Here is a 24,201-nt window from a genome sequence, read left to right on the forward strand (position 1 = left end):
ATTAAAAAATAGTTATTGAAGAAGAATTTAGGAGTCAGAATTCAGAAGTCAGAATCAATTAGTTTAGAGTAGCACTTACAACTAATTGTAGACCGCTAAATTAAAAATTTAGCGGTGGTGTAAAAACGTCGTTTATTCATTCTCCAGTCGTACATAATTCAATTCTGAATTCTGACAGATGACCATGTATTTTGTTTTAAAATAGAAAATTTTATTCATTTTTTATAGCAGAAATCCACATATTAATAATTTATCAATGCTCAAATTCTACTCAAATAACTAATATTTTATTTGTTAAGTTTTTAAGGTTAACAGTTAACCATCAAGGATCAACAGTGAACAAACTTATACGACTTTTGATTAAAAATTTTACTACCTTAGTAAGTGTAAATTGAGTTCAATCAATATTTAGACTGATGAGTAGACCATTTTATTAAGCAAGTGGCTGTTTCATTGTATGCAAGTGAGAAAATAGTATGTTCCAAAGTATTCTAAGCGTATTAGGATGGCATTCCCTATCTTTTGGATTAGCACCTATGATTTTTGCTCAACAATTACTAACTCCAGAAGAAGCGTCTGTTCTTTTTGCTGGGCCTAAATTCCTAGTGGCTTTGTTGGCTGGAGTTTCAATGGCTTTAGCTTTTCAACTTTTATTTACAAACTTTTCTGTTGCTGTGGGAATTTCCTCTTGGGAAATTGATTCAGACGATGACGACGAACCACTAAAGCTAGGTAGTAAAATTCGTAAAATTCAAGGTAAAGTCGGTTCTTGGGCACTAATAACCGCTAGTATTGCATTATTTATTGCTTGTTTTCTAGCGGTAAAACTTAGCTTAGTGGAAAATGCATTTCTCGGATCGGTTATCGGTATTGTCATCTGGTCTATTTATTTTTCAGTAATAATTTGGTTTGGTTCATCCGCAGTAGGTTCTTTAATTGGTTCCATTGCAAGTACTGTTAGTTCTGGTTTTCAAGCTTTGTTCGGTACAGCAAGCAGTGGTATTAGTGCTAATGCTGCTAAGCAACAATTGGTTTCCACCGCAGAAGAAGTTACAGCCGCAGTCCGGCGAGAATTAACTTCAGGCTTTGATGCTGAAAGTATTAGAAACACCTTGCAAAGTTCTTTAGCTTCTATCCAATTACCAAAATTGGATCTTAAAGAAATTCGTTCTCAATTTGACAAATTAATTCAAGATACAGATTTAAAATCTGTTGTGAATAGCGATTTATTGGAAAATGTCAATCGACAAACCTTTGTGGATTTAATTAGCGATCGCACCGATTTATCTCCAGAAGATATCAATACAATCGCTGAACAATTAGAAGGTGCTTGGCAACAAGCTTTAAATCGAAAAAATCCCACAAAGCAAGTAATTAATTTACTGAAATCTGCCACTCCTGAAGAACTAAATTCAGAAAACTTAGGTGAAAGACTTCAAGAGTTAGTGACGGTTGGAGGTGGTAACGGCAAACAAAGTAATGGTGCAATCAAGCAAGCTGTTCAATATGGCTTGAGTGCAGCAGTACCAGCCGTGTTGGATAGAATAAACCTTTCTCATATCGATGTTAACAAAATTGCAACTCAGTTACAAAAACTAAAAGAGAAAGTTCAAGATGTCGATGTCGAAGAAATTACAGAACAGTTACAAAAGTTTAGAGAAGAAGCAACAGCAAGATTACCCATATCCCTGGAAAATACAATCAAAGCAGACGTACAAGACTATATATTGAATTCGTTTCCTTGGCATTTTAACCGTATTACCCTCAAAGAAGAATTCCAAGAAGTTATCTATGATGTCAATGCAGATCCGGCAACTGTGAGACGCGAGTTAGAAGAAATTAATCAAAACTACTTTACCAATTTACTGAACCAACGGGGTGATATTGGTGAAGCTAGGGTAAAAGAAATTTCCGAACAAATGGAAAGCGCTCGTCAGGAAGTTTTAGAAACTGTTAAACAGACCCAAAAGCGAGAAAAATCTGAAGATTTCCGCAGCCGCATTGCAGATTATCTGCGTTCAACTAACAAAGAAGAACTGAATCCTGAAGGTATACAAAAAGACTTTGCTAAGTTAGTTGAAGATCCAGAAGTTGGGTTTGAAGAATTGAGCGATCGCTTTCATCAATTTGACCGGGATACTTTTGTAAAATTGTTGCAACAACGTCAAGATATCAGCGAAGAAGAAGCTAACAATATCGTTAGTCAACTGGAACAAAATCGCGATAATATCTTGAATCGTGCCAGAGAATTACAAGCACAAGCAAAAACCAAAGCCGATGAATTGCGGCAAACAGTTGAAGATTATTTACGGAATACTAACAAAGAAGAACTCAATCCCGAAGCTATCAAACGGGACTTTAGAGTTTTACTAGAAGATCCGCAAGCTGGAATTTATCTTTTACGCTCGCGTTTATCGCAATTTGACCGCGATACACTGGTGAAACTCCTCACTCAACGGGGAGACTTAAGCGAAGAACAAATTAACCAAGTCCTCGACCAACTTGAAGCAGTGCGAGATAGCATTTTACAAGTACCCCAGCAGGCGAGAGAACAGTACGAAAAAACCACAACAGCCATTGCAGAATATCTCCGCAATACTAACTTAGAAGAACTCGACCCACAAGGTATTAGACGAGACTTGGAAAAATTACTAGATGATCCCAAAGCAGGTGCATTAGCATTGCGTCAACGCCTTTCTCATGTAGATCGAGAAACTTTAGTTAAACTTCTCAGTCAACGGGGAGACTTAAGCCAAGAACAAGTTAATCAAATTATCGATGGCGTACAAGATGCGATTCGCGATATCGTCAAAGCGCCACGACGTTTAGCAAAGCGTACCACCCAAACAATTGTAGATTTTGAAGGAAATCTTGAAGATTACCTGCGAAATACTAATAAAGAAGAACTCAACCCAGAGGCAATCAAACGCGATTTACAATTACTATTGTCTTCACCCCGCGCTGGAATTGGCAATTTAAGCGATCGCGCTGCTAAATTTGACCGTTCCACAATTGTGGCCTTGCTATCCCAACGGGAGGATATTTCAGAAGAAGAAGCTAACCAAATTGTGGATCGAATTGAATCTGTTCGCAATTCCATAGTTGAACAATTCCAGCAGATTCAACAACGGGTGCAGTCAGTATTGGATGGAATTTTTGCCAGAATTCGCAACTATCTTAACTCTCTGGATCGTCCAGAACTCGACTATGAAGGAATTAAACAAGACTTTGGCAAAGTATTTGACGATCCGCAAGCGGGATTTGAAGCCTTGCGCCATCGCCTGAGTCAATTCGATCGCGACACCCTAGTTGCTATTCTCAGTTCTCGTGAAGATATATCTCCAGCATACGCCAACCGCATCATCGACCAAATAGAAGCCGCACGGGATGGCGTATTACAACGAGCCGAACGCATCCAACAGGAAACACAAAAACGCCTAAAAGCGATGCAAGAACAAGCTAAAAAACAAGCCGAAGAAACCAAAAAAACCGTTGCTAATGCGGCTTGGTGGATATTTGGTACAGCCTTGACTTCCCTTGCGGCCAGTGCTGTTGCAGGTGCGATCGCAGTTACCGGGTTACCTATATTTTGGTAACGATGCACATTAGAGACGTTGCAATGCAACGTCTCTACATTTTTATCGATCTATTGGTTTGCTGGAGGAGGCGCTTGGCGATCGCCTTGAGGACGAGGTGGAATACCCAAAGCGTCTATCAATTGTTGTTCTGTAACTCCCAGTTTCGCCGCCGCCGCTTTCCAATCGGGACGAGGGGGACGTTGGCCTTGGCTTGGAGGATTAGCAGGGACTCCCAGCGCAGCTTTTAATTGTTGTTCTGTGACTCCCAGTTTCGCCGCCGCCGCTTTAAAATCTAATCGAGGGGGACGGTGATTGCCATCGCCAGGAGGATTAGCAGGTACTCCCAGTGCATCCTTTAATTGTTGTTCTGTAACTCCCAACTTTGTCGCCGCCGCTTTCAAATCGGGACGAGGTGGACGTTGGCCTGGACTTGGAGGATTAGCAGGGACTCCCAGCGCATCCTTTAATTGTTGTTCTGTAACACCCAGTTTTGCCGCTGCCGCTTTCAAATCCGGACGAGGCGGACGCTGTCTTTCTGAGGGTGGTTGCTTGGGAGTATCTGTTGCCTGTGCGATTTGCTGGAACTGATTAGCGGCATTTGCTTGGTGAAGTGAAATAAAACCAAATGTACCAAACCAAACGGGAATTGCTGTTAGCACTAATATTTGACGAATATTCATAATCAATACCTCAAAGATAGATTGTTTACATTTCTGATTGAACTAACCGAAAATTACAGTTTGCCTTGCTTGTGAATTACAATTTTGTAATTTTTTTAAGTAAATATAAACACTGAAAAAAATTACGTAATCTCCAACCCTACATCAAAAGTTCCTGCGTAACCTTCTTTGTTCTGAACGAGTTTGAGTAACATTTGTTCGCCACCATCAGTAAAAATTCTGTCATCAGCATTTTTTTGGGTGCGTTGTCCTTTGCTGGCGTAAGGTGCTTTTTGATGTACGTCATCGGTAATTGAATCGTCAAAATATAGCTGTGACGTAAACTCATAACGCTGCCCAGATATGCCATCGGTGCGAACCTTAAAGTGGATATGCACGGTTCTGCCTTCATACCAACCAGGATAAATGGTTGTAAACTTCACAGTTCCGTTAGTGTCACTGACTTGATAACCGCGTAAGAACTTTTGACCGGCAGTATTGAAACTTGGATCTGCCACATCCGAATAAATACCTAATGCATCACAGTGCCAAATATCTACCATTGCATTGACAAGCGGCGTACACCCACCACTGCCAACTTGAGAAATATGCAGTGTCAAATCCAGCCGTGTCCCTGCCTTCACTGAATTATCCGCAGGATCGGAACGGATATCTGAGCGCTGGAGTTTTTCATCCACAAAATAGGGGCCTTCGGTCTGTTCTGGACTAACGACACACCCAGACACAGACGATGCAGAAACAGCTACAGTCTGCTTTCTCGGTATGCATCCAACCACAAGTATTGTCGTTCCAGTTGCCCTAAATAGAGCAAGTACATCTCTGCGACTGAAAATTCGAGCTAATTTATTTTTCATTGCTTTAGCTGTCTTGAAAATAACGTTGACTGTTCGCTGATGACTACCAATCAAAAGGCGTGGGAAAAACTCATTCCTTCTGTGGATGAGATGAACACGCCTTTTTCAGTCGTTAACAGCCAACAGTCAACCGTCAACAGTCCACTAAACCATCACTCAAAGATAACAAGTTGCAATTAACGGTTATTGTGTGGTCTTTGATTTTGATTTACGTCGCGATCGTGAGGTTTTGGGGAACGTTTTTGCTCCTGTGGGCGTCGTTGTTGATGTTTGATTTGTGGTTTTTTATCTGGTTTTGGCGATTCATTTTGCGGCCTTGGGCGTTGTTGTGAAATTTCTGGTCTGGGTTTGGCTGGAGATTGGGCATTTGCTTGATTGGGTGCAGCAAAACCAAATGTACCAATTACAAAAGGAATTGTAGCTAAAGCTAAGACTCGACGAATATTCATTATTGTTAACCTCGAAATTGTTGCTTACATTTATCAGGACTTACGCAAAAACTCTCTGAAGCCCTCTTTACTTCGTGTTCTTTGTGTACTTCGCGGTTCGTTTTTGCATTATTTTGCGTAAGTCCTATTTATGATTAAGCAACCTCAAAATTACAAATTCCTTGGTTTATAAATTACATTTTTGTAATTGGAACTCAAAGTCAATGAATTTAAAATAGAAGAATATTTATCAAGTAATCAATATTTATTTTGTGAACATTTTATTTGTGGAAGATGAAGCCAAAATTGCTAACTTTGTCCGGGCTGGATTGAAGGAGCAGGGATTTGTCGTAGACTACTGTGACAACGGTGATGAAGGATATCTACGGGCATTAGATAACGAATACGATGCCATCGTACTGGATATCATGGTGCCGGGTAGGGATGGGTTATCAATTCTCAAACAACTACGGCACTCAGGGCGGAATACTCCAGTGATTTTATTAACAGCTCGTAACGAACTCGACGATCGCCTGTCTGGATTAAATTTAGGAGCCGATGATTACATAGCCAAACCGTTTTTTGTGGAAGAATTAGCCGCTAGAATTCACGCCGTTGTGCGCCGGAGTGTAGGCGATCGCCAAAATATGCTTGTGGTGGGGTCGCTTAAACTCGATCGCATCACGCGGGAAGTCACCTACAATCAACGAGCCATCGAACTTACCACCCGTGAGTTTAACCTGCTGGAGTATCTCATGCGCTCTCCCGGACGAGTCTTTACCCGCACTCAAATCCTGGAACATGTTTGGGGCTACGACTTTAACCCCAACACTAACGTCGTCGATGTTTGTATCCAGCGAATTCGCAAAAAAATTGACCCCGTTGATGAAGCAAACTTAATTGAAAGCATTCGTGGAGTTGGATATCGGTTCCGCAAACCAGACAATGAATCAATTCAAAATTCAAAATGATGCTTGCAGACACGGCTTAGCTGCCCTAACAAAATTCCAAATTAAATACAGCCACGCCACTTGTCGGCGAGATTTTCAACCTAGCTTTTTTATCAACTATGAAGCGTCCATCGTTTCGATTGCGAATTGCCTTATTGTCTGCGGGTTTAGCTGGAAGTGCATTAGTTGGGTTTGGTGCAGTTTCTTGGTTTCAGATTTACGAGGCTAAAATCAGTCGCCTTGATGCAGAACTGTTAAATCAATTAATGCGGGCAAGTCGTCCGCCGGAACGTCCCCCTGAAGTAGAACGATGGCAACGCTACGAAGACTCATTAACCCATAGCTTAGGAACAAATACAAAGACTCCGGTTGCAGTGTTAGTGCTGGATACCAATAGCAAAACTGTTTACCAATCCGACCAAGTGCAAGCTGACCCCGACTTGAATCGTGTGTTGCTTGGACAGATTGAGTTAACACCTCTGCCACCACCCCTGAATAGAGAACGACCCCCAATACCTGAAAATCCAAATCGGAATCGACCTTTACTTCCCCCACGCCCGCCTCAATTTGTCTCGCAGCACACAACAACAGGAACGTGGCGCATTGGGGCGGCCAGATTTCCCAATGGTCAAGTTGCTATTGCCGTTAGTCTACAAGCCGTCAATCAAGAGATGGCAACTATTCGCAATATCTTTGTTGTTTCAATTCCAGGGGCGCTGTTGCTAGTTGCTGTGGGTGCATGGGTAGTTGCTGGTAGTGCCTTGCGTCCCATCCATGAATTAACAAGCGTTATTCAACAAGTAACCGTCCAAGGATTAGATCGGCGAATTCCCATTGGGACAACGGATGTTGAATTTGTAGAGTTGATTCGCGTATTTAACCAAATGTTGGAACGCCTAGAACGCAGTTTTACACAAGCTTCTCGCTTCAGTGCTGATGCTGCTCACGAACTGAAAACCCCACTCACCATTCTCCAAGGCGAACTAGAACGAACGCTACAACAAGTTGAACCTGGATCGGAAGTGCAACAGCGCTTAAGCAACCTTTTGGATGAAGTGGGTCGTTTAAGCAGCATCATGCGAAAACTTTTGCTGTTGTCTTTAGCAGATGCAGGACAAATGAGCTTGTATTTGGTTGCAGTGGATATGTCTGAATTGCTGATGGAAATGGTAGAAGATGTAGAACTGCTGTCTCCCCATTTGAGGGTGCAAAGCAACATTCCTCATGGTCTCAAGGTACAGGGCGATCGCGACCTCTTGATTCAAGTCCTGCAAAATTTATTAAGTAATGCCATTAAATATAATCTTCCCAACGGTTGGATAGAAATTCAGGCTTATCAAACTCAAACAAAGCTGCATGTCAAGATTATTAACGCATCCAAAGATATTCCAGCCAGCGATCGCTCCCGGCTTTTTGACCGCTTTTATCGTGGCGATCGTGCCCACACCCGCAAAGTCGAAGGAATCGGACTCGGACTGAGCCTAGCCCGTGAAATTGTCCGGGCACATGGTGGCGACTTGATCCTTGATTCAACAACATCTATGGGTCAAACGGCATTTACCCTGACTTTGCCGCAATATACTTTGGTTAAGGGAAATCCAAAAATAAATTCCGTTTAAAACATTGACTGTTGACGGTTTACAGTCAACAGTCAACAGTCAACAGTCAACAATCTTCTATGTAAGTCCCTACATCTTCAAACTTACCTTGCTCTCGATCCTGCTTGCTGGAGTAACGATCCAAGTTGCTGTACTTTTGCTGCGACATCAGCAGGGAGATCTGCCGCAGCTCCTCTTGTATCCTCACCTAAGTCAATGAGGATTCTAGAAATAGCCGCAGTATCCCGGCTTTGGATAGCTTGTTTGAGTTCACCCAAGTCTTCGGCAATGTCATTACCTTCAAGCTTTTGCTGCCAAGCATCAATAATGGCTAAGGCATCATTCTTTTGAATTTTGCTTAGATCTTGTTGCAAAGCAGCAATGGTGGTGTCGAGATTGACAGATTGAATTGGATTAACCATGAGAAATTCCTTTGTTGAGTTGATATTGGTTGAACAAAATCGCAACTCTCCCACACCCCCTTAATATTTCTCAATGTCATAGCTGAAATCTTCATTCTTAAGGCATACACAGTGGGCATAATCGATGACATTATCAATTGTGTTCTATTTAACAATCAAGATTTCAAAGTCAGGTGACATAACATTCAACATTAGACCTCTTGCAAAAGTAACTTTTGCTCATAGGGGGGAAAGGGAAAAGGGTTTTTATTTGCCCTTTCCCCTTTACCCGTTACCCTTTTCCCCACTTCTGTTAGAAGTCTATTCATCAGTCAACCACTGACTAGTGTTATCCTTTTGTTGGTATATTTTTAACTTTATGGGACAGATGTTGCAGCACAAGATTTTAGCTGATTCATACTAGGAGTGGGGATACCAAGGCTATGTCTACAGAAAACCTCACGCGTATCTTATTTTCTAACTGGCAACGCACACTCCAGCCTTTTGACGTTGATGAACTAGCGGCTGATAAAGCCTTTAATCAGTTGATTACAGCTTACTCTAGCAGCGATCGCCATTACCACACGGCTAAACACATTCATCGCGTCCTCAATATGATTGAAATTTTGCACGGTTACACCAATAACCTAACTGCCGTTCAATTTGCTGCCTGGTTTCATGATGTGGTTTATGATACTCAGGCTGAAGATAATGAACAAAAAAGTGCTGACTATGCCGTTGAATTGTTGAGTAATTTAGGTATTTCAGAAAGTACTATCGCTACTGTGAGCCGCTTGATTTTGAACACTAAAAATCACCAAGCTACGATAGATGATTTCGATAGCCAAGTCTTACTAGATGCAGATTTAGCGATTTTTGCTGCTAGTCCAGTTGATTATGCAGAATACGCCTATGGTATTCGCCAGGAATATGACTGGGTATCAAAAGCGGAGTACATTGCAGGAAGACGCCAGGTTTTAGAAAAATTTTTAAAGCGATCGCATATTTACTTTACGCCTTTAATGTTGGAGTTTGCCGAACCATTCGCCCGCAGTAATATTCACGAGGAAATTAAGTATTTAGCTTCAGGATATAGTTTTTGATTAAAGCTATGTAATGACTTGTGAAATTTTTATTTCTATTGTAAGTGCCCTCGCAGTTTCTAATTCTCTACTGAAATGTTTATTGCTCCATCATTTCATGATATCGATCGACTCTTCTTTCTTCTATGGTGAATAGCCCTGGACTTTGAGGGTTTGTGAATATTATGCAAAATCTATTGACAATGTATTGATAAATATCATAATAATTAGGTGATTTTGCCGCCTTAATGACAATTTTAAGTGTTCTTACCTCAATCGGTCGATCGGCTAGTGGTCTATCGCATTAATTATGATGCGTAATCAAATTTCTAAATTGGTAACTCATCAAAATTAATGATCTCTGGAAAAAGCTTGCAACATTTAATTACAAACTTAATCACAGAATGTATTTGTCTAATTTTCATTGAATTATGTGATTTTGGTATTCCTGAATCAAGATGTAAAAAAGTAGGGCAAAGTTTAGCAATCCTTGTCTCCCTATGGCAAAAGCAAAATCATAGTCCAATTGAATAACGTCCACATCTTGCATGAGTTGTGAAAACTCGATTTTTAACAACTAATCAGCAAGTTTCTAAATTTTTTGTCTAAAAACTGCATTTTCCCAGCTTGGTTAAAATTAACCACCGTCACTCCATCAGGGTGATGAGTTTCTGGCTAACCAAACTAAATACATTTGGCATTACTCCCTGACTAACAAAAAATAAGCACAGGAGAAAAAATCATGGCTAATTCATCATTCAACCTCTCTGACCTGAATGGTAAAAATGGCTTTGTCATCAATGGCATTGCTGCAAATGAGGGCTTAGGTTACAGAGTCAGCAATGCAGGGGACATCAATAACGATGGCATTGAAGACGTGATTATTAGGGGAAATAGCAAAAACTATGTGGTATTTGGGAAAACAAATCTTGGCAGTGTAGGCACTTTCAACCTTTCATCTCTAAACGGTGCTAACGGCTTCACCATTAACAATTCAGGTTCTCCAGTTAGCAATGGGGGGGACATCAATAACGATGGTATTGATGATTTACTGATTTTTGACGACAGAAAAGTGTATGTAGTATTTGGGGCGACAAATCTCGGCAGTAGCAGCACTCTTAATTTCTCGTCTGTGAATGGCACTGATGGCTTTGTGATTAGCGGTATTTATTTTGACGAGATATCACTCAGTTATTCTGAAGATATCTCACTCAGCAATGTAGGGGACATCAATGGTGATAGTATTGACGACCTAATTTTTAACAGCGTTTTTACCTTCATCACCCCCGACCGGGACGGCACTGTATTTGATGTTAGTTTTAGCTCTGTGGTGTTTGGGGGCAGCAATGTAGGGAGTAACGGTGGGTTCTTCTTAAATTCTTTCGATGGCACTAATGGCTTCTCCAGCCAAAATACCAGATTCAGCAAAGTAGGAGACATCAACGGTGATGGCATTGATGACTTGATTGTTAATGTCAGCAGTGTAGTCTTTGGGGGCACGAACATAGGTGATAATGGTTCCACTGATCTGTTTGACTTACGTGATAATAATGATGGCTTTTTCATTACTAGCTCCACTAGTTATTCCTTCATCATTAATGCCAAAGTAGGGGACTTCAACGGTGATGGTATTGACGACCTGCTCGTTGGCTCACTTGAGCAAACCTATGTAGTATTTGGTGGAAAGAATCTGGGCAGTAGCGGCACCCTGAATCTCTCAGACTTAAATAGCACTAATAGCTTCGCCATTAATGGTAAGAGTGCTAATAACTTCGCCTTTATTAACCCTTCAGGGTACCAAGTCAGCAGTGCGGGAGACATCAACGATGATGGCATTGATGACTTGATTTTTGGTGAGAGTAATGCTGACCCCAACGGCAAAATTGATGCTGGGCAAAGCTACGTAGTGTTTGGGGGGAAGAATTTGGGCAGTAATACCCCCCTCAACCTCTCAGAGTTGAATGGCAGCAATGGGTTTATTATTAATGGTATCAATGCGGGCGATCGCTCAGGTACTTCAGTCAGCAAAGCGGGAGATATTAACTTCGATGGTGTTGATGACTTAATTATTGGTGCACCTGAAGCCGACCCCAACGGTAATACCAATGCTGGGCAAAGTTATGTCGTCTACGGTAATGCTGCCCCTATCCTCGACCTCAACGGTGCTAGTGCAGGTACAAATTATACTGCCACTTTTAATGGCACTCCTGTAGCTGTTGTTGATACTACCAAGCTCACCGTCGGTGACACTAACACCTCTACTCTTAAGCAAGCTACCATTACCATTACTAACCGCCAAAATGGCACAGCTGAAAGTCTCACTGCTAACACCACTGGCACCAGCATCAGTGCAACTTACAACACTACTACTGGCATCCTCACCCTTAGTGGTACGGATACACTAGCCAATTACCAAAAAGTTTTGCGGACGGTAACTTACAACAACACTGCTGCAACTCCCAACACTACTGCCCGAATTATTCAGTTTGTTGTCGATGACGGACAAGCTCACAGCAATACTAGTAAAGTTGCTACTACTACGCTGAACGTAACAGTTACTCCTCTCAATCTCACAGGAACTGCTGGTGCAGATACTCTGGTTGGCTCAGCTGGTAACAACATCATCGATGGTAAAGCTGGTAATGATATCCTCACAGGCAACGGCGGTCAAGATAAGTTTATTATTCGCCGAGGTGATGGCAATGATACCATTAACGATTTTGGTGGTGTTGGTAAAGGCACTAACCCATCACAGGCGGTAATTGCCAATGTTGACACGCTGCAATTTATGGGATCGGGATTAACTGCTCAAAATCTGCTGTTGACTAAAAATGGTAACAACTTAGAAGTCACCTTTGAAAATGTTTCTAATACTAAAGTCACTCTGCAAAACTTTCAGTTAGAAAACCTGGATAACCTGAAAGCTTCCGGAAGCAGACCAGCCATTGGCAATATCCTGTTTGATGGTCAAACTAGGATCGTTGACAGTTTTAATGTCCTTGATGCCAACTCTAGTGATACGACCATCGGCATCAAGAACACGGTGACTTTCCTCAATGACCTGAATAACAATCTTATAGGTTTAGACAACTCCGCTGATGTCATCAATGGTCAGGGGGGTAATGACAAAATTGATGGTAAAAGTGGCAACGACTTACTGCGTGGTGGTAATGGCAATGATAGTCTCATAGGTGGTGTAGGCAACGATAGTCTTGTCGGCGGTGCTGGCAATGATGTTCTTACAGGTGGTGCGGGTGCTGACTATTTCGTTTACAACACCAATACTGCCTTTGTTAGTTCTGCTGTTGGTCAAGATACTATTAGTGACTTCAACCGCTTCCAAGGTGACAAGATTATCCTAGATAAGACTACTTTCACTGTTATTACTTCTGCTGTAGGAATCGGTTTTAGTAATGCGAGTGATTTTAAAGTCACTACTAGTGGCGCAACCACCACAGCAAAAATTGTCTACAACCCTGTGACTGGACAGTTGTTTTACAATCAAAATGGCAGTGCTGCTGGCTTTGGCAGTGGTGGTCTATTTGCTACCCTTAGTGGTGCCCCAACATTGACAGCATCAGATTTTGTGGTGCAAGCATAATTTATCTAGAATAGGAAACTCCAAGCTTGGAACAAAAAAACTAAGCTTGGAAGATTTAGCATTTATTAACGTCTGCTACCACCACGATGAGGTGCTTCAGTTTCTTCTTGTTTTGTTTTAAGTGCAAATACTTGTTGATGCTGTGGCTGTTGAATTTTTTGCAGTGCGAATTGGGCACGGGTACGAACTCCGAGATCTGCATCTGTATCTAATATTTGCTGGAGTCGCTCTTTAATACGTGACGCTGGATCTGGTAAGGTAATTGCCATCGTTGTTGCTAGTGCTTCTAAACTCGTGACTACTGCATAGCGCACCACCCACTCTGGATCTTCAGAAATTAATAGTAATGCCTCTATTACCTGAATCTGCACAGATTCTATTTTTTCTGATGGTAGTTGGTACCAGCGCAATGTTCCTAGTCCCCTGGCTGCGGCGCGCCGCACACTCAAGGAAAAATCGGTTTTTGCTGCTTCTAGCAAAGTGTCCAGGGCCCGTAAATCTCCAATTCCTGCTAAGGCGCGAATTGCCCAGGCTCTAGCACCATAGTTGTAGTCATCAATTAGTTGCAATAGCGGTGCCACTGCGGGTTCTCCGATGGCAATCAATCCATCTACCGCCGCCACCGCAGCCCCCGGATTATTGTAGCCTAAAGCTGCAATCAAGGTGGGCACAGATTCTTGTATACGCGCCGCTGCCAACTCTTGAACTGCATCTAACAAGCGATCTGAAGAATCTGCTTGTTCCACAGCACGAATCAATATCCGAGCCAGTTCACTGTTATCCATATCAATTTCACGAGTCATTATTAGTCAGCCAATTGTAGCTTAAGTTATCCGTAGTTTGCATTATATATAAACCCCCTAAACCTTTTTTTGCGGTTCATTCGGGGGTTTATACGTTAAAAACATTTTATTTTTAAGTATTAATCACAACTGATTACTCAGGAATCCTGACTACAACAACGAGTCCATCAAATTCATCACTTTAATAGCACCTGCGGATAAAGTGGTTGTTGCTGTGCCCTTGACTTGATGTTCCAGTAATCCTTTGAGGGAGATGAGTTTGAGGCTATTTTCTGCCAAGGTCTCGGCTATGGCTTCAGCTGCGGGTAGATACCCAATGGCTCCCAAGTCGGCTAACACAGCTCGACGCAATTGCAGTTTTTCACCAGCCAAAGCCTTTATCAACCGTTCTCCATAAACTGGTTCTTGGGTTAACTGATACATAGCTCGTGCAGCTGCATATTGCACCAGTTCTATGGGATGCTCTAAAAACGGTTCAATGGCAGAAATCGATTCAGTAGCCCGCAAACTCCCCAAAGCTTCGATAACTGCATCGTAAGGTTGCGATAAATCTGGCTGCTGTGGTTTTAGTCGCCCTTGCTGCAAACCTGCTTTTAATAGCTCCATCAGTGGAGGAATACAAACCGGATCGCCTAGCATATCTAAAGATTGGGCTGCTGCTTCCCGGACATAAAAATCTGAACAGTTTAAACAAGCAATTAAAGGTTTTACTGCGTGGCGATCGCCAATTTTACCTAATGCTCTAGCTGCGTTCCGTCGCAGAGGATATCCACCTTCTGGCGTCCTGTCGTCTTCATCCTCTAGAGCTTGGATTAGTAGTGTAACCGCAGCTGGTTCGCATATCCGAAACCTACCCAACCACCAGGCGGCATAAAATCGCAAACCTAAATCTGCGCTTTGGAGATTTGCAATTGCTTGGTCTACTGTTAGCTGTTCACCTCCAGGTGAATCCCCTGGAGGTGATAAATCTTCAAATTTCTGCGGATTGGAATTCATCAGAAGGAGGATTACTCTGTTGGCTATCTGTTTTTGTCTCAGAATTCAATGGCTCAATACTAACTATTTTGCCACCCAAGCGAGCAATCCGCCGCATTTCTTGACTCATCCGATTCTCAGGTACGATGGTAAATAAGCTGGCACTAGAACGAATCGGATAGTTGATTGTTTGGGTTTCTTCACTTTGGCGCAAACCAACTACTTCATAGCGGAAGTAGCGGCTACTAGTTCTACCACCAATAAATTGTCCAACCATAAATCAATTTAAAATTCATTTCAAAATTTTTTATTAGTTATTTGTCAATAGAGGGGAGTCGGGAGTTTCGAGAAAATACGTTGCCTTGTTGGGGCTAAATTTCTGACTCTACTCCCTACTCCCTACTGCTTACTGCCCCCCGAAGGTGGCTTCGGTCATTTGTTCTTTGTCCTTGTTGGTTAAAAATAATCAATGACCAATGACCAATGACTCTAAAGTGGCTTGACGCTGGCGATTTTACCACCTTGTTTTACTACTCTTTGGAAGTAGCTAGATAGCTCTTCATAAGGTAGGATTACCGCTTGATTGACACGACGTGTTTTAGGATATCCAGCTCCAAAAACTCCTGCCACTTCAATGCGGTAAAGTCTACCTTCTTTACCAAAGGTTCCTGCGCCGCCGAAAGTGCTGTTGGGGGTAACGCCTTTGGTAGGAGCAACGTAGGCAAAGCCTGAGGGGCCACCAGAGGGAGGAATCACTGCTGATGCTGCATTACGTCCTAATTCGCTAGCCAAACGAGAGGATTTACCTTTGAGTTGGGAGCGATCGCTGCTGGCATACCCACGATATAGTTGGAATATCCGGCTAAATCCTACAGTTTTCTGGCCTGTTTGAGTTTGGAACCCGCGATAGTATGGCACAATATTTTCCCCAAAGTTGGCTTGATACTCTGGCGAATCTATATATGAATCAATGTCAGCATCGTAGCCCTTATTTTGGTACAAGTCTAAGTGATAAACTACATCAGACTCATCGTAAGGGGCACGACCCAACAAATGTTTGTAGTTCAGTTCAATGACGCGGGTTTGAAAATTGTCGTAGAAAAATTTCTTTTTGTACAGTTCTGATTTAGCTACTTGACGCACAAACTCTTGGACAGTGATTTTGCCATCGCGCAAAATAGATTCGGCACTGATGAGGCGGTCAGCGGCCAATATGTAATCATTGCCTAACAACTGACGATATACGGCAGAAATTATTCTTTGTATCTCTTCTTTAGTCGCATTTGGACGCAATTCCAAAGGGGCGCTATCAATAAAAGGTTCTGTTCCCAGACGGGACGCTGCTGTTGTAATCGCCATCTGTAAAATTCTCCTTCAGTAATACCTAATTCGCATTGGTCAGGGTAACGAACAATAGGAAATTGAGAGTAATGAAATTCTCTACCTAATCGCTACTCTCTACTTCCTATTCCCCGATCTTATTCTTTACTTACACAGCTGTGATGCTAATCACTTTACTGCCTTTACGATTGAGTTGCTGTAACTTACTAGAAAGTTGCTCGTAGGGAATTATTAACTCGGCAGTACCACGACGTACTACAGTTGAATTGGGAGAAGCTGCTTGCAGGAATCTAATCCGGTATGCTTCTCCACGACTACCTGTAGAGAGACCAGTTAAAGCTCCTGAAGATACTGGGTAAATTGGTGAAGCCAGATTCTTAGCTATTTCCCAAGTTAATTTTCCTTGTTTTACTCCTTGGGCGCGATCGCTATTCGCATAACCCCGATACAATTGAAACAGTCGCCCATAACCAACGTTTTTCTTTCCTACTTGGCTTTTAAAACCTCGGTAGTAGGGCACAATATTTTCACCAAAGTTTTCTTGATATTCTGATGAGTCAATGTAAGAATTTATTTCTGCTTCGTAACCCTTTGAATTGTATAGTTCAACGTGGTACGAAATTTCCGACTCATCTTCTGGGGCGCGACCTAATAAATGCTTATAATTCAACTCGATAAATCGAGTTTGTGAGTTGGAGTAGAAAAACTTCTCACGATAGAGTTCCGATTGAGCAATGGCTGATACAAAACCCCGGACTGAAATTGTACCCTGCTGCAACAGTGATTCAGCACTCTCCAAGCGATCGCTATCTAGTAGGTATGCATTACCCAACACTTGACGGTAAGCTGCTCGGATCACTACTGCGACATCTGCCTCTGTTCTATCAGGACGTAGTTCTACTATTCCTGAGCTTTCAAATGGCTCAATTCCTAGTCTTGCTGCTTGTCCCAAAGCCGCCATTTCTAACCTCCTCAGTTTTAACTACAAAACTGAAAACTTTTTAGAAAATATTTTTTCTAATCTTTTAACAGTCTTTATCAAAATAAAACTGCCCGGAGAGGTAAGCAACTCATAGAACTTAACTTGTCATAAGAGCTGATTTCCTCTCCGGGCTAAAGAAACACTCTAGCTCAGAGTATTAATTACGTAGTCGATGTAGGAATTTGCTTCAACAGCTGGGTCGCCGCTGAGACCGTGGTTAGCTTTGATGTACTTGAGAGCTTCAATGTACCAGCTAGGAGACAGGTCAAAAGTTTTGTTGATTTCAGCTAAGCCAGAAATCAAGTAATCATCCAATGGGCCTGTGCCACCTACAACTAAAGCGTAGGTAATAATCCGCAAGTAGTAGCCAACATCACGCACACACTTAGCTTTACCGCGTTGATCGTAAGCGAAGTTGGGGCCTTGTTGTTGGGTGGTGTAGGGGAACTTGTTGTAAACAGCTTGAGCTGCACCTTCTGTTAAACGTGAGGCATTAGCACTCAAGGATTTTGCTGCTTGCAAGCTAGCTGGTGCTTGGCGAAAACGACCAAAAGCTACTTGGATTTCGGTGCTGCTGAGGTAGCGACCTTGAGAATCAGCCGCTGAAATTGCTTCGGTTAGAGGTGTTTTTGTCATTTTTGGTACTTCCCTTTAACAAACTTTTCGTTGAAATTTTATTTTGTCCAGCGGACAATCATTTCACCCAATAGCAGTAGTGCTTGGATTAAGCAACAGCAGCAGCAGCGCGATCGAAGTAGCTAGCGATTTCAGATGCTAAAGCGCTGCAATCTCCTCTGGTGATGCCATTTGGATCGTTAACAATCTTCAAGGAAGCATCTTTGAGCTTTTGGATACCAACAGCAACGGAAGCTCCAGGAGTTCCCAATGCCAAGTAAGTTTCGCGCAAACCATTGAGAGCGCGGTCATCTAGAACGCTGGAATCACCAGCAAAGATCGCATAGGTTACATAGCGAAGAATGATGTCCAAATCACGGATACAAGCAGCAGCGCGACGGCTGGTGTAAGCATTACCACCAGGAGCGATCAATTGGGGTTGTTCTGCCCACAGGTCGCGTACCGCAGCAGCAACAATAGCAGATGCGTTGCTGGTAATACGGTTAACTGCGTCTGCACGCTTGTTACCTTCTTTTACTAGTTCGCTCAAAGCATCCAATTGTGCATCGGTGAGGTATTCACCACGTGTATCAGCTTGGGCAACCACTTTTGCAAATGCATCTAAAACCATTGCGTTAAATCTCCTAATTGGCTTGGTTAAGAATTATTTGATGTCAAAACTGAATGGTTCAGCTTTTCTTCTTTCTGATGTCAGAGGCTTAACCATCTTCTGAAAGGTTTACAACGGACATCCAAGGTATAAGTCTACGACCTCTAGGGTTTCTGATTAAAACTTTTGTTACAAAACTTTATCTTAATATGAGAGACCAAAAAACCTTCTAGATTCAGCATCCCATCAACCTTGTACTGTTATTTTGCCTTTCAAATTATCTTTATACTATGATGATGCCTTTTGTTTTATTAAAAATTGTTATGTTACCTTGAATTTATGTTAACTTAACTTAACATAAACATTTACTTAAGTAAAAATACGATTTTCAAATAAAATGCCGCTACTAATAGGTTTGGTGAGGGAACTCCAAAAAATAGATGATTCTGGTTAAATTTGTTAACTGTTGACTGTTCACAGTTAACAGTCAACCGTCAACGGTGAACACTTAACAATCTTCTGTGGAATATTTTTTTACTTGAAGTCCCTAATTAAATTACGACAAAAACGGTGAAGGAGCTGCCGTAAGTAGCCCCTTCACCTCCTTAGAAGGATTGTGATTGATAATGGCTCAATTTATTTTGTAGAAGTTGCTAAGTATTAAACTATGCATAATTTTATACACATAGTAATTTTCTCTCTAAATCAAACAAAAAGCCATGAATATACTCCTCAGTCCATTCATCACCATAGAAACGCTTGAACATTCCCCGCGCCGGGTCTTTTTCAGCTCGATATCGCAGGTATCGCAGTTGTGCTTGTTGGATATCTGCTAAGCTTTGGGAATCAGTTACAGGTTCTACTTGCTCTACAAAATCGAGGTAAGCTTTGAGATAATCTTGAAAGGCAGCAAATACTTGGGTTTCCACCACAACAGTTTCCTGGGGGCGAGTCCATAGAAAAGCAGGAGAAAAGAAGGGTCGTGCCTCTTCTGGAAAATCGCCACCCCAACTTAGGTGTTGTTGATGGGCATGGAAGATAGGCAAGATTGGTTGGGTATACTTTGCCTGATATCCTGCATCATCTCGGAATAAGGGTTGCATATCCAGGGCGATGAGGTGTCCTCCTGGTAATGTCACCAAATCTGCCCCAAAGAAAGGTAAGTCATAGTTTAGGTGTGGGAAAATTACGAAATTCAGCACCTGGAGCGAATTACCACCTTGTACGTGTGCTGCTCGAATTTGCCTGAGTTTTGTAGTTTGAAAAGCATAACTAGTGGTGAGAACCTCTTGTTGGTTCTTACCTTTACCCACAGTTGTAACCTTAGACTCAAATCCTTGAGGAATAGGATAGGGTTGTAAATCCAAACGCGATCGCATGTAAGCGATGGCATAATCGAGAAATGGCTGATAAAGTGTCATTTGATGTATAAAGATTGGCTATTGGGCATTGGGCATTGGGCATTGGGGATGGGAAGAGGACAAGGTAGACAAGGGAGACAAGGTAGCAATCTTTCTCCCTTGTCTCCCCATTTCCCCACCTCTCCATACTTCTCTGCGAGAGGCTGCGCCAACGGCTCCGCTCAGTACAAGTCTCCCTCATCTCCCCGCCCCATACCCCATACTCCTTGGCTCACCTTCTACTTACTGCCAAAGGTACAGCATCTTCAAATAAGAACTCGTGAAGAAAGCGCTCAGCCCATTCATGACCGAAGTAACTGCTGAATAAGCCAGATGCAGGATCTCGGTCTGCACTATATTGGTCATAGTCTTTTTGAGCTTTGACAATGCGCTGGATATCTTCTGGGTCTTGTAGAGGTTGGGCATTTGCTAACATTTGCCAATACAAGTTCAAGTAATCTTGAAATGCTGCAAAAACTCGCGTTGCTACTGTTTGAGCATCTGTTTTAGCAAATAACAAATACTTAGAAAAGTACTGATTAGCATCGTAAAACTTCATTTCTAAGTTTTGCGATAAATCTGGGTATTTTTCATGGAGAAATTTCAGCGGCAGTATATATTTTTTTTGATACTCTTCGTCTTGAAATAAAGGTTGAAAGTCAAGGACAATCAGGTTTTTAATTTTACCAAAAGATAAAAAATCAATCCCTAATAAAGGTAAATCGTAGTGATGGCTGGGATAAATCACGCTGTTAAAAATTTGGGCGCTCTCCCCGGCATCAATGTAGGTATAGCGAATTTTTCGCAATTCTTGACATTGGTGACACCAACTACGGATGGTTGCTGGGTTTCTGCCGCGATCGCTAACTTTGAATTCCAAACCAGGAGGAATGTCCCTGCTTTGCAAATCAAACCGTTCAAATAGCTCTTTTTCTAAAAATTCCAGGAAAGGCTTATACATACAGCATGACTCATTAACCCTTGCATGAAAATAAAGTATGTCGATCGTACACGTCTCATTTCTTAGAAACAAAGCAACATTCCTTAATAGGGAATGGGGAATAGGGCATTGGGCATTGGGCATTGGGCATTGGAAGTGAGGAGTTATGAGAGGTAGGAGTTAGGAGTTAGGAGTTATGTAGGAGTTATGAGAGGTAGGAGTTAGGAGTTATTCTCCTTGTCTCCTCATCTCTCGATGCGCCATGCCCCCCCATGCCCTATGCCCTAGCATGATTTTGAGCAATCATTTGCTCTAGCAGTTGTTGAGAAACACAACGACGCTCAGAACAATAAGTCATCAAGTTGATTCCGTTCATCATTCGCACGGTACTAACTCTGACACGAAAATCATCTGTTACAAACCAACAACGTTCTTGTCCTTGGTTGTTGTCATAATCAGTATCAATGGTCAGCACTCCATCATGAGCAAATCGATATCGGCTGACAACTGGAATGCTCTCTACATAGCCTTGGTTGCGGATTAATTTGCCAGAAAGCCCTGTTTCATCGTCGGGAATGTCAATCAAAATGGCGGCATTATCGGTATTTGGGGGTCTGGTGTCTAGGTTGGCTTGCCATGCAAAGCTAGCACCTCCAGTTGCTTTATCTGGCTCTATTCCTTGTGCTTTACAGACTTCTTGCACTTTGGGATCTTCTTTTTCGATGACGGTAATGATTAAATTCGACTCGCCCGACTCATCTGCGGCTGAGTCAAAGTGATGAACCGAACGCTCTGTAAACCATGTGCCTTCACTTTTACGAAAAAAGTCAATCATTGACAATGGTGGTATTATATGCATTTATTGGGAAACCTCTTTTTTAAAACAATAATTTCGGCAAAATCTGGTTGTAATCCTACACACCAATATCTGGTGGAGACTGGCAATAGAGAATAGGCAACAGAATTTGTTTGTGAATGATTTTAGTAGTCTTGTACTACTATGTTGTATTATTTGTACTAATTATTTTGTTGTTATGTAAAATTTACAGATGACAGCTTGCATTTTATCTTTTTTGGTTCCTTGAGTGAAAGAATTAGTTTAATAGCTATTGTTAGTTTGATATCGTAATGACAAGTAGTGAAATTCACCTGAATACTAGAGAACGCCCCAGTCCAACACCAGAAATCTTATCAGCTCTCAAAGCAGGACTTCCTTTAGAAAAAGTAGATTTGAGCGAGTTCAATCTCCAGGGAGTTAATTTAAGACAAGCTAACTTGAGTCAAGCCAAGTTATTAAAAGCCGACCTCAGTGGGATGGTCTTGAGTGATGCAAATCTTAGTGGAGCCGATTTGCGGGGTGCTAACTTGCGGGGAGCTGATTTAAGTGGAGCAAATTTGCAGGGAGCTTATTTAAACCGCGCCGACCTCCAACAAGCGAATCTGAATGGTGCAAATTTGCAGGGAGCTAAACTGCAAGTAGCGCGTTATGATACACAGACGAAATGGCCTGAAGGTTATAACTACAAAAATTCCGGAGCAGTGGGGCCTGGTGCTAATCTTAATGCTGCTTATCTCAATACAGCTTTTTTACGCAATGCAGATTTGCAAGGAGCTAATCTGCGGGGAGCTTATCTCAGCGGTGCTGACCTGACTGGAGCAAATTTACAAGGAGCCGCTTTGAGTGGGGCCGATTTGAGTAAGGCTTATTTGACAGGGGCTTACTTACGCAATGCTCGATTAACTGGAGCCAATTTGCAAGGTACAGATTTGCGAGCAACTGACCTTACTAATGCAGAAATGGAGTATTTAGAGAGTATCGCTGGGGCAGATTTTACTCTCGCTCAAGGATTAGCACAAACAACCAAAGCCATGCTTCATAGCCGTCCAACATCAGAACTTGACGTTTGGAACGCCTACACCCGCAAAACAACTCGTGAAAGTTTAAGTTAAGGACGCCACAAGGGAGAAATCATATCGTGTCCTTGGTTTGTAGAGACGTAGCAATGCTACGTCTCTACATCGGGTGGAATGACTTAGCAAGGGGAGGGGATTAAGGGGTGGGGTGCAATGGCTGTGGGAATCATAACTAATTATGCGGACATGATATCACTTGGGATGAATGTAGGTAATTTACAAAGCTTGCCACTTCTGTTTGAGAAGCGCTAAAAATGTAGCGTATCCTTCGGAGAAACCGGGCGGATCTGGTAGAACATATTGTGGAAACTCTTTGTACGATCGCCAAGGTTCAGAAGCATTATGCCGTAAATATAAAGCACATTCTGAGGAACCTGGTAATCGCCAAGTCATCTGACCAGTTGGTGTATCAGTCACAAATCTCTCCCGAAATCGAAGAAATTGATATTCTATTCCAAATTTTCGCAAACAATCAGGATATTTTGTTCTAATTTCAGATATAATGACGCTCTATAAAGATAAGAATTTTAAAATTCACGCAAAAACGCAAAAAATTAGAAGGACTTTTGAGTGCTGACTGTCAACGGTCAACAGTCAACAGTCAACACCTAACAGTCTTCTCTGGAATATTTTTTTACTTGGAAGTCTTTATCGTGGCAACAAATCTTCTAAAGTAGCTCCCACAACTCGGTGATCTTTATCCTGTCTGAGTTGGTTGAGGGCTGCTTTTGCTTCGGGTTGGTCAAATCGTTTGAGGGCGTATGCCACTCGCACCCGCATCCGCCAAGATTCATCATTTACCAAGTTTAGTATTTGAGATAATGCTTGAACATGCAGGTTAGAATTAGCCAGTAAGCCTAGTGCATCAACAGAGGATTCCTGAACTGTAAAATCTTCATCTTTTAAACCCTGAACGCAGATATCAAATAATTCTTCAGGACAATCCATTTCAACAAGGGCTGCGAGAATAGTACGACGGACTAACCAGTGGTCATCCTGATAATACGTCAGAACTAGATGAGAAACTGCTATTCTCCCAAATAACGATAAGGAATTTGCTGCCTCAGCTCGCACGTTGGGGGTATCGTCGAATTTCATGATTTGGATTAAAGCAGCAAAAGATTCCGCAGATTGTTGGCTACCCAAACCCCTGGCCACAAAGGAACGCACCAAGAATTCTGAGTCATGGAGTTTACTAGTTAACAAAGGCACTGCAACTTCTGATTCATAATTTTTGAGTGCAGCGATCGCTTTTAAACGATACTGAAAATCTGGATTGCTTAGTTCAGCTTTAATTTTATCGATTTCCATAGGTGTATTTATTGGGCTTATTCTTTACTTTATTTTACAAATGTCAAAAAATAGCGATGGCATTTGGGAAGATTACAGGGAATGGGGAATGGGGAGATGGGGAGATGGGAAGATGGGAAGATGGGGGAGTGTGGGGAG

The 24,201-nt window shown here is 42.0% G+C and carries 22 protein-coding genes; 6 read left to right on the plus strand and 16 right to left on the minus strand.

Annotated features, from left to right (window positions below; all coding sequences use genetic code 11):
- Window positions 1–476 precede the first annotated feature (476 nt).
- Entirely contained in the window at window positions 477–3,596 is a 3,120-nt protein-coding gene (locus GNE10_RS12410) for an MFS transporter (RefSeq protein ID WP_185565442.1), read from the plus strand.
- Window positions 3,597–3,646: 50 nt separating this feature from the next.
- Here the strand turns inward: GNE10_RS12410 and GNE10_RS12415 are convergent, their stop codons facing one another.
- The 3 genes from GNE10_RS12415 to GNE10_RS12425 all read right to left on the minus strand — a co-directional run bounded on the left by GNE10_RS12415 (window position 3,647) and on the right by GNE10_RS12425 (window position 5,561).
- Window positions 3,647–4,258, minus strand: a complete 612-nt coding sequence (locus GNE10_RS12415) for a hypothetical protein (RefSeq protein WP_185565443.1) — start codon at window positions 4,256–4,258, stop codon at window positions 3,647–3,649.
- Window positions 4,259–4,380: 122 nt separating this feature from the next.
- Entirely contained in the window at window positions 4,381–5,112 is a 732-nt protein-coding gene (locus GNE10_RS12420) for an intradiol ring-cleavage dioxygenase (RefSeq protein WP_185565444.1), read from the minus strand.
- A gap of 176 nt (window positions 5,113–5,288) precedes the next feature.
- A complete protein-coding gene (locus GNE10_RS12425) occupies window positions 5,289–5,561 on the minus strand; it encodes a hypothetical protein (protein WP_185565445.1) in 273 nt (90 codons plus the stop codon).
- 251 nt (window positions 5,562–5,812) lie between these two features.
- Here GNE10_RS12425 and GNE10_RS12430 point away from each other — a divergent pair, with 251 nt between their 5' ends.
- Window positions 5,813–6,511 (plus strand): response regulator transcription factor, encoded by a 699-nt coding sequence (locus GNE10_RS12430; protein ID WP_185565446.1) that lies wholly within the window; start codon window positions 5,813–5,815, stop codon window positions 6,509–6,511.
- A gap of 98 nt (window positions 6,512–6,609) precedes the next feature.
- Complete coding sequence (locus tag GNE10_RS12435) at window positions 6,610–8,109, plus strand: ATP-binding protein (protein WP_185565447.1); 1,500 nt, start codon at window positions 6,610–6,612, stop codon at window positions 8,107–8,109.
- An 83-nt stretch (window positions 8,110–8,192) separates the two neighbouring features.
- On the opposite strand, the gene GNE10_RS12440 is transcribed toward GNE10_RS12435, so the two are convergent.
- The gene (locus GNE10_RS12440) at window positions 8,193–8,510 is read right to left on the minus strand and encodes a hypothetical protein (RefSeq protein WP_185565448.1); all 318 of its coding nucleotides are present in this window, start codon (window positions 8,508–8,510) and stop codon (window positions 8,193–8,195) included.
- 422 nt (window positions 8,511–8,932) lie between these two features.
- On the opposite strand from GNE10_RS12440, the gene GNE10_RS12445 reads away from it, so the two are divergent.
- The gene (locus GNE10_RS12445; RefSeq protein ID WP_099066266.1) at window positions 8,933–9,592 is read left to right on the plus strand and encodes a hypothetical protein; all 660 of its coding nucleotides are present in this window, start codon (window positions 8,933–8,935) and stop codon (window positions 9,590–9,592) included.
- A gap of 721 nt (window positions 9,593–10,313) precedes the next feature.
- The gene (locus GNE10_RS12450; RefSeq protein ID WP_185565449.1) at window positions 10,314–13,172 is read left to right on the plus strand and encodes an S-layer family protein; all 2,859 of its coding nucleotides are present in this window, start codon (window positions 10,314–10,316) and stop codon (window positions 13,170–13,172) included.
- A 65-nt stretch (window positions 13,173–13,237) separates the two neighbouring features.
- On the opposite strand, the gene GNE10_RS12455 is transcribed toward GNE10_RS12450, so the two are convergent.
- The 10 genes from GNE10_RS12455 to GNE10_RS12500 form a co-directional block, all read right to left on the minus strand.
- On the minus strand, window positions 13,238–13,975 hold the full coding sequence (locus tag GNE10_RS12455) for a HEAT repeat domain-containing protein (RefSeq protein WP_311774810.1): 738 nt from the start codon (window positions 13,973–13,975) through the stop codon (window positions 13,238–13,240).
- A gap of 150 nt (window positions 13,976–14,125) precedes the next feature.
- The gene (locus GNE10_RS12460) at window positions 14,126–14,971 is read right to left on the minus strand and encodes a HEAT repeat domain-containing protein (protein ID WP_185565450.1); all 846 of its coding nucleotides are present in this window, start codon (window positions 14,969–14,971) and stop codon (window positions 14,126–14,128) included.
- A complete protein-coding gene (locus GNE10_RS12465) occupies window positions 14,946–15,227 on the minus strand; it encodes a phycobilisome linker polypeptide (RefSeq protein WP_185565451.1) in 282 nt (93 codons plus the stop codon). Before GNE10_RS12465 ends, GNE10_RS12460 begins: the two co-directional genes overlap by 26 nt.
- A 212-nt stretch (window positions 15,228–15,439) precedes the next feature.
- Window positions 15,440–16,309, minus strand: a complete 870-nt coding sequence (locus GNE10_RS12470) for a phycobilisome linker polypeptide (RefSeq protein WP_185565452.1) — start codon at window positions 16,307–16,309, stop codon at window positions 15,440–15,442.
- Window positions 16,310–16,439: 130 nt separating this feature from the next.
- Complete coding sequence (locus GNE10_RS12475) at window positions 16,440–17,252, minus strand: phycobilisome rod-core linker polypeptide (protein WP_099066260.1); 813 nt, start codon at window positions 17,250–17,252, stop codon at window positions 16,440–16,442.
- A gap of 165 nt (window positions 17,253–17,417) precedes the next feature.
- Window positions 17,418–17,909, minus strand: coding sequence for a phycocyanin subunit alpha (gene cpcA / locus GNE10_RS12480; RefSeq protein ID WP_099066259.1), 492 nt, complete (start codon window positions 17,907–17,909; stop codon window positions 17,418–17,420).
- Window positions 17,910–17,997: 88 nt separating this feature from the next.
- On the minus strand, window positions 17,998–18,519 hold the full coding sequence (locus tag GNE10_RS12485) for a phycocyanin subunit beta (protein WP_185565453.1): 522 nt from the start codon (window positions 18,517–18,519) through the stop codon (window positions 17,998–18,000).
- 656 nt (window positions 18,520–19,175) lie between these two features.
- A complete protein-coding gene (locus GNE10_RS12490; RefSeq protein WP_185565454.1) occupies window positions 19,176–19,919 on the minus strand; it encodes a phycoerythrobilin:ferredoxin oxidoreductase in 744 nt (247 codons plus the stop codon).
- 211 nt (window positions 19,920–20,130) lie between these two features.
- The gene (locus GNE10_RS12495) at window positions 20,131–20,859 is read right to left on the minus strand and encodes a 15,16-dihydrobiliverdin:ferredoxin oxidoreductase (RefSeq protein ID WP_185565455.1); all 729 of its coding nucleotides are present in this window, start codon (window positions 20,857–20,859) and stop codon (window positions 20,131–20,133) included.
- A gap of 256 nt (window positions 20,860–21,115) precedes the next feature.
- Window positions 21,116–21,697: a phycobiliprotein lyase gene (locus GNE10_RS12500; protein ID WP_099066254.1), complete on the minus strand. Its 582-nt coding sequence runs from the start codon at window positions 21,695–21,697 to the stop codon at window positions 21,116–21,118.
- Window positions 21,698–21,966: 269 nt separating this feature from the next.
- Here GNE10_RS12500 and GNE10_RS12505 point away from each other — a divergent pair, with 269 nt between their 5' ends.
- A complete protein-coding gene (locus GNE10_RS12505) occupies window positions 21,967–22,788 on the plus strand; it encodes a pentapeptide repeat-containing protein (RefSeq protein ID WP_099066253.1) in 822 nt (273 codons plus the stop codon).
- A gap of 180 nt (window positions 22,789–22,968) precedes the next feature.
- Here the strand turns inward: GNE10_RS12505 and GNE10_RS12510 are convergent, their stop codons facing one another.
- A complete protein-coding gene (locus GNE10_RS12510; protein ID WP_099066252.1) occupies window positions 22,969–23,169 on the minus strand; it encodes a hypothetical protein in 201 nt (66 codons plus the stop codon).
- Between the two features lie 231 nt (window positions 23,170–23,400).
- Window positions 23,401–24,063: a HEAT repeat domain-containing protein gene (locus tag GNE10_RS12515; RefSeq protein WP_185565456.1), complete on the minus strand. Its 663-nt coding sequence runs from the start codon at window positions 24,061–24,063 to the stop codon at window positions 23,401–23,403.
- Between the last annotated feature and the right edge of the window lie 138 nt (window positions 24,064–24,201).

Source organism: Nostoc sp. 2RC (assembly GCF_014222165.1).
Classification (GTDB): domain Bacteria; phylum Cyanobacteriota; class Cyanobacteriia; order Cyanobacteriales; family Nostocaceae; genus Nostoc; species Nostoc linckia.

Excerpts from the sequence above, each read along its gene's own strand:
- GNE10_RS12470 (WP_185565452.1), bottom strand. The coding sequence starts at position 16,309 with ATGGCGATTACAACAGCAGCGTCCCGTCTGGGAACAGAACCTTTTATT.
- GNE10_RS12465 (WP_185565451.1), bottom strand. The coding sequence starts at position 15,227 with ATGGTTGGACAATTTATTGGTGGTAGAACTAGTAGCCGCTACTTCCGC.
- GNE10_RS12515 (WP_185565456.1), bottom strand. The coding sequence starts at position 24,063 with ATGGAAATCGATAAAATTAAAGCTGAACTAAGCAATCCAGATTTTCAG.
- GNE10_RS12505 (WP_099066253.1), top strand. The coding sequence starts at position 21,967 with ATGACAAGTAGTGAAATTCACCTGAATACTAGAGAACGCCCCAGTCCA.
- GNE10_RS12440 (WP_185565448.1), bottom strand. The coding sequence starts at position 8,510 with ATGGTTAATCCAATTCAATCTGTCAATCTCGACACCACCATTGCTGCT.
- GNE10_RS12475 (WP_099066260.1), bottom strand. The coding sequence starts at position 17,252 with ATGGCGGCTTTGGGACAAGCAGCAAGACTAGGAATTGAGCCATTTGAA.
- GNE10_RS12455 (WP_311774810.1), bottom strand. The coding sequence starts at position 13,975 with ATGACTCGTGAAATTGATATGGATAACAGTGAACTGGCTCGGATATTG.
- GNE10_RS12425 (WP_185565445.1), bottom strand. The coding sequence starts at position 5,561 with ATGAATATTCGTCGAGTCTTAGCTTTAGCTACAATTCCTTTTGTAATT.
- GNE10_RS12445 (WP_099066266.1), top strand. The coding sequence starts at position 8,933 with ATGTCTACAGAAAACCTCACGCGTATCTTATTTTCTAACTGGCAACGC.
- GNE10_RS12420 (WP_185565444.1), bottom strand. The coding sequence starts at position 5,112 with ATGAAAAATAAATTAGCTCGAATTTTCAGTCGCAGAGATGTACTTGCT.
- GNE10_RS12485 (WP_185565453.1), bottom strand. The coding sequence starts at position 18,519 with ATGGTTTTAGATGCATTTGCAAAAGTGGTTGCCCAAGCTGATACACGT.
- GNE10_RS12415 (WP_185565443.1), bottom strand. The coding sequence starts at position 4,258 with ATGAATATTCGTCAAATATTAGTGCTAACAGCAATTCCCGTTTGGTTT.
- GNE10_RS12490 (WP_185565454.1), bottom strand. The coding sequence starts at position 19,919 with ATGACACTTTATCAGCCATTTCTCGATTATGCCATCGCTTACATGCGA.
- GNE10_RS12500 (WP_099066254.1), bottom strand. The coding sequence starts at position 21,697 with ATGCATATAATACCACCATTGTCAATGATTGACTTTTTTCGTAAAAGT.
- cpcA (WP_099066259.1), bottom strand. The coding sequence starts at position 17,909 with ATGACAAAAACACCTCTAACCGAAGCAATTTCAGCGGCTGATTCTCAA.
- GNE10_RS12460 (WP_185565450.1), bottom strand. The coding sequence starts at position 14,971 with ATGAATTCCAATCCGCAGAAATTTGAAGATTTATCACCTCCAGGGGAT.
- GNE10_RS12450 (WP_185565449.1), top strand. The coding sequence starts at position 10,314 with ATGGCTAATTCATCATTCAACCTCTCTGACCTGAATGGTAAAAATGGC.
- GNE10_RS12495 (WP_185565455.1), bottom strand. The coding sequence starts at position 20,859 with ATGTATAAGCCTTTCCTGGAATTTTTAGAAAAAGAGCTATTTGAACGG.
- GNE10_RS12410 (WP_185565442.1), top strand. The coding sequence starts at position 477 with ATGTTCCAAAGTATTCTAAGCGTATTAGGATGGCATTCCCTATCTTTT.
- GNE10_RS12435 (WP_185565447.1), top strand. The coding sequence starts at position 6,610 with ATGAAGCGTCCATCGTTTCGATTGCGAATTGCCTTATTGTCTGCGGGT.